Annotated in this window: 4 protein-coding genes and 1 pseudogene; 3 read left to right on the forward strand and 2 right to left on the reverse strand. The window is 60.0% G+C overall.

Annotated elements, in window-relative coordinates:
* Window positions 1–2: 2 nt before the first annotated feature.
* Window positions 3–1,334 (reverse strand): NAD(P)/FAD-dependent oxidoreductase, encoded by a 1,332-nt coding sequence (locus tag AC5JJ6_RS41295; RefSeq protein WP_496047626.1) that lies wholly within the window; start codon window positions 1,332–1,334, stop codon window positions 3–5.
* A 224-nt stretch (window positions 1,335–1,558) separates the two neighbouring features.
* On the opposite strand from AC5JJ6_RS41295, the gene AC5JJ6_RS41300 reads away from it, so the two are divergent.
* The 3 genes from AC5JJ6_RS41300 to AC5JJ6_RS41310 all read left to right on the forward strand — a co-directional run bounded on the left by AC5JJ6_RS41300 (window position 1,559) and on the right by AC5JJ6_RS41310 (window position 4,103).
* Complete coding sequence (locus AC5JJ6_RS41300; RefSeq protein WP_496047627.1) at window positions 1,559–2,761, forward strand: ParD-like family protein; 1,203 nt, start codon at window positions 1,559–1,561, stop codon at window positions 2,759–2,761.
* Window positions 2,758–3,546, forward strand: a complete 789-nt coding sequence (map, locus tag AC5JJ6_RS41305; protein WP_496047628.1) for a type I methionyl aminopeptidase — start codon at window positions 2,758–2,760, stop codon at window positions 3,544–3,546. The genes AC5JJ6_RS41300 and map overlap by 4 nt, the downstream gene beginning before the upstream one ends.
* A gap of 167 nt (window positions 3,547–3,713) precedes the next feature.
* Window positions 3,714–4,103: a YkvA family protein gene (locus AC5JJ6_RS41310; protein ID WP_496047629.1), complete on the forward strand. Its 390-nt coding sequence runs from the start codon at window positions 3,714–3,716 to the stop codon at window positions 4,101–4,103.
* Between the two features lie 128 nt (window positions 4,104–4,231).
* Here the strand turns inward: AC5JJ6_RS41310 and AC5JJ6_RS41315 are convergent.
* A pseudogene (locus AC5JJ6_RS41315) lies at window positions 4,232–4,953 on the reverse strand (hypothetical protein); the annotation flags it as partial.

Raw genomic sequence — 4,953 nt, forward strand, 5'->3', positions numbered from 1 at the left:
TACTACTCGGCGGCGCTGCGGCGTTCGTGGTTCTCTTGGATCTGGGCTTTCCTTTCCCCGGTGATCAGGCGGGCGCCGCGATGATAGGTCAAGTAGGCGACCAGCCATTGCATGCTGACCAGCAGCCGGTTGCTGAAGCCGATCAGCAGATAGACGTGGACGATGCCCCAGAGCACCCAGGCGACGAAGCCCTTGATCTTCCGCCCGTTGAAATCCGCCACGGCCGAGTTCCGCCCGATCGTCGCCAGATTGCCCCGGTTCTTGAACCGGAACGGCGGCATCGCTTCCCCCCTGGTCAGATGACTGGCAAGATGGCTGCCGACATGCTCGCCCTGCTGCTTGGCGACCTGCGCCAGTCCGGGCAGGGGGGAGCCGTCGTCATGCATCGCCAGGGCGGTATCGCCCAGCACGAAGATTTCCGGATGTCCCGGCACCGTCAGGTCGGGGCCGACCTTGACCCGTCCCGCCCTGTCGGTATCGACGCCGAGCCAGGAGCCTGCCGGCGAAGCGCGGACGCCGGCGCCCCAGATGACGGTTCCGGCGCGGACGAACCGGCCGCCCAAGGTGACGCCCTCGGCGGTGACGTCCTCGACCGGGGTCTTGACCATGACGGTGACGCCCAGCTTTTCCAGCGCCTTATGGGCGTAGTCGGACAGTTCCGGCGGGAAGGCGGGCAGCACGCGGGGGCCGGCTTCGACCAGCAGGACGCGGGCGGTTTCCGGCCGAATGTTGCGGAAGTCGCGGGCCAGCGTGTGGCGTGACAGTTCGGCGATGGCGCCGGCCATCTCCACTCCGGTCGGGCCGGCGCCGACGATCACGGTGGTTATCAGGTCCTGCTGCTCGACCTTGTTATGGCAGATCTCCGCCTGTTCGAACGCCATCAGGACGCGGGCGCGGATCTGGCGGGCGTCCTCGATCGTCTTCAGGCCGGGCGCGTGCTGAGCCCACTCGTCATGGCCGAAATAGCTGTGGGTAGAGCCGGTGGCGACGATCAGCCGATCGTAGGCGACGGCGGTCCCGTCCGCGAGGGCGACGGTCCGCGCCTGCTTGTCGATTCCGGCGACCTCCCCCAGCATGACTTCGATGTTGGAGTGGCGGCTGAGGATTCGGCGGATCGGCTCCGCGATGTCGGCGGGCGACAGGGCGGCGCTGGCGACCTGATAGAGCAGCGGGACGAACAGGTGATAGTTGCGCCTGTCGATCAGCGTAACGTTGACGGGCGTGCCGCCCAGCTCGCTTGCCGCCGCCAGCCCGGCGAAACCGGCGCCGATGATGACGACGTGCGGGTGACCTTCGACATGCGTGGCGGACGTGGCGGGTGCGGGATCTGCCATGGGTTCGGCCTTCGCGGGGTTCGGGTGCTGTCACAGGGGGAAATGGCTGCGCGTGCGAAGGGTTCCCCGGAAGCTTTGCCCGGAAGCTTTGACCGGAAGCTTTGTCCGATAGGCCGGACAGTTGACGGTTCTCCACATTCGGGAGTATCGCTTCCAGTCGTTGCCGCGCCCGGAGTGCTGCCGTGGAGCGCTGCCGTCCGTGGAGCGTCGTTCGGGATTTTTCGATGGGGTCGCCTGGGATGCCGATGCCGCTGCTGTTCCAGCAGATCTCTCCCGCCGACGAGGCTCAGGCCGCGTTGACCAAGTGCCATCTGGGCGCGATTTCCGAGGCTTTGCCGGCGTATTTCCTGGCGCTGCGGGCGGAAACCGACGCCGCCCTGTCCCCGGTCCTGGCGCCGGCGGCGGGCAAGCCGTATCCCTATGGCCGGTGCGAGGAGATCACCCGCGACCTGTATAATCGTCTGGTCAAGCGGCTCGAGCGCCCGGCCGGCGAGGTCGAGCTTGCCCTTAAGGGGTTCATCGGGAAGGGCGGGGTGTTCCGCAGCGTCTGGGGCGTGCTGCGGGAGCAGTATTTTCAGAACGCCATCCAACTGGGCGACCTGTATGTGGACGTATCCAACGATACGGTGGTCGTGACGAAACCCAAGGTCGAGATCCTGCCGATGGAGGCTTCCGGGCTGGTGTCCGTCCGCGATCTCGCCCATTTCCGCCAGACGGCCGAGCGCTATTGGGGGGCTACGATCTACGCCAACCATCTGACGCCGCCGCTGGCGCCGCTGCTGCCGATGATCTCGGCCAGTCCTGGGCGGTTGCGGCCGGGATTGCAGTCCGCCTGCAACTACATGATCGAGCTGATGTGCCGGGACGAGTTCCGCGAAGCGGAGGACTGGCTGCGCGACGGGCCGGCGCCGCCGCCGGAGATAGCGGCCGCGGTTTTGGCGGGGGTGCCGGAGGACTTGCGGCCTCGGGCAGCCGACGGTGGCGTGGAGACAGGAGGCGGTGGCCGCCTGCCGTCAGGCCCGCGCCGCCCGCTTCCAGACGAACCAGCAGTGGCGGAATCAGCGGATCATGGATTATCTGCGGATGATGGGCGTGCAGGGGAAATAGGGCGGGACAGGGCAGGAGCGTTTGGGCTGAGGCGCCTTGGACACCACCCTTGGCTTTTGATTCTACGGCGTATATGCTTCATATATGGCACGTATATGGAGGCTCTGTTGGGCATTGTTAACATAGACGATGATCTGCACGATCAGGTGCGCGGGGCGAGCAAGGTATCTTATCGCTCGATCAACGCGCAGGCCGCCTACTGGATCAAGGTGGGCATGCTATGCGAAACCAATCCGACGCTCAGTTTCAACGACATCATCAAGCGTGAGCTTAGTTCCGCAGGTGTTTCAGCTCAACCGCTGGCCGTCATTGAAGCATGACGAAGCAGCCTCAGGAGGTGGCGTTACTGGCCGAATCCGGCCGGCTGCTGGCGTCCGTATTCGGGTTGCTGGATCGAACCTCGCTCGTCGGCATGTCGACACTTCAGATCAATGAAATAGTCGAAAAATTCATCGTCCAAGATCTACAGGCTCGACCGGCAAGCAAGGGCCAATATGGCTATGGCTTTGTGTTGAATTCTTCGGTGAACGATGTGGTCTGTCACGGCATTCCATCGCAATCCACCGTGCTCCGAGACGGCGACATCGTCAACTTCGACATTACTCTTGAGAAGAACGGCTACATTGCAGACTCCAGCAAAACTTACCTTGTCGGTGAGGTAAACCCACTCGCCAAGAGGCTGGTCAAGACCACCTACGAAGCTATGTGGATGGGCATCCAGGCGGTTCGCCCAGGTGCGCGGCTCGGAGATATCGGTTGGGCGATCACACGACATGCCAAGCGAAATGGCTATTCCGTGGTTCGTGAATATTGCGGCCATGGCATCGGCCGGGAAATGCATGAAGAGCCGCAGGTGCTGCACTTCGGAAAGCCGGGCACCGGCCTTGCCCTACGTGAGGGCATGGTTTTCACAATCGAGCCGATGCTCAACGGAGGCCGGCGGAACGTGAAAGCTGAGGCTGACGGCTGGACCGTCGTGACGCGGGACGGGTCGCTTTCCGCACAGTTCGAGCACACTGTTGCCGTGACAGCTTCCGGCGTGTCGGTGCTGACTCTACGGCATGACGAAGAGGGCATGATCAGAAAGATGAAGATCGCAGCCTGAGCGATCACTGAACTCCACACCGGCTGACGGGATCAACCGACGTCGCGGCACTACGGTGGATAGCAAAGGGCCGGAGAGATCGACCGGCATCCTGGGCGTCTTCACCAGTCAACGACTTCGGCCCTTGGTATAGTTCGACAGACGAGGGCAACGAGGGCAGGAACGAGATGCTTGCGACGGTAAAGGCGTGGGCTCGCCGGCTCAAGCGCGATGTACATGCGGTCTACCTCGCCGCTCGCGATCCGAGGACGCCTTGGCATGCCCGTGTCGTGGCGATCCTGGTTGCGGCTTATGCGCTCAGTCCCATCGATCTGATACCGGACTTCATTCCGGTGCTCGGCTATCTTGACGACCTGCTCATCGTGCCGCTCGGAATCCTGCTGGTCATCCGCCTTATTCCCGCCGATGTGCTTGAAGAGCATCGGGCAACGGCGGAGGGGCGGGCGGATCGGCCAGTCAGCTATGTCGCGGCGACGTTCATGATAGCGCTGTGGATCGCTGCGGCGGTGGCTCTTTACCGGTGGCTGGAGCCGGTGCTGCTGGACTGGCTCCGGTGATGTGCCGCTGGATCGTACCGGCGGATCTTGCGGCACTGATCCGGTGCGATGACGACGCTGCGGCCTCGGTCGTTTCACAGATCCAATGGGTTTGTCTGCAATGTCGGCGCCATTGCTGTTCCTGCAAATCACGTTGGTTCTTCTGGGTTTTGCAAGCATGCTGCTGATCTATGATCATTTCGAATATTTTCCTGCAAAATAAGTACGTCTTCCCAATTATGATAGATCATCGTTGCCGAAAGCCAGCATGTATTTGAGTCTTCGAACCATTGCAAATGATAGATATTATTCTTACTAAGAAATTTTAGCAAAGATTCTGTAAATTGATGCTTTGCAATGAGTCTCTCTGCACTTTCATTAGTAAACGATTTTACAATTCTCCTCCATGGTCGAAACATAAATAATCTGGCTTTCTCTCCAAAATTATATGCTGCTCCGGGATAAAGGTCTGACTCATGAAACATAAACCATGCCCCAGGCTCAGCTTTCCGAACAGTTCCGGCGAGGAAAATTGGAACACACGCAGATTGGCAAGCCTCATTATGGGGGACATAGGTTTCTATTTGAATGCCATGTTCTTTAGCCAAATCAATGGCATTGATGATGTCTTCAGAAGACTGTATTTCGCCACCACGAGATACGGTGTATATTCTAACATATTTTAAGTTTTCAGCGTTAGCTTTTTGTAGCTCATCTCTCAAGCGCTGCGCAGCGTGGGTATCAATTTGCTCGAAAAGCCAGATCTCTCCAGCTTTGGTATGATTTCTTGATTTCTCAATTTCGCTGTCAACTTCACCCTTTAATTGAGTCGGTATCAAGAATGAAATTAAAAAGGAAATGATGATTCCCG

It is taken from the genome of Skermanella sp., assembly GCF_059503625.1.

Bases quoted from the DNA above. Each gene is read 5' to 3' on its own strand.
- AC5JJ6_RS41295 (WP_496047626.1), bottom strand. From the start codon at position 1,334: ATGGCAGATCCCGCACCCGCCACGTCCGCCACGCATGTCGAAGGTCAC.
- AC5JJ6_RS41300 (WP_496047627.1), top strand. From the start codon at position 1,559: ATGGGGTCGCCTGGGATGCCGATGCCGCTGCTGTTCCAGCAGATCTCT.
- map (WP_496047628.1), top strand. From the start codon at position 2,758: ATGACGAAGCAGCCTCAGGAGGTGGCGTTACTGGCCGAATCCGGCCGG.
- AC5JJ6_RS41310 (WP_496047629.1), top strand. From the start codon at position 3,714: ATGCTTGCGACGGTAAAGGCGTGGGCTCGCCGGCTCAAGCGCGATGTA.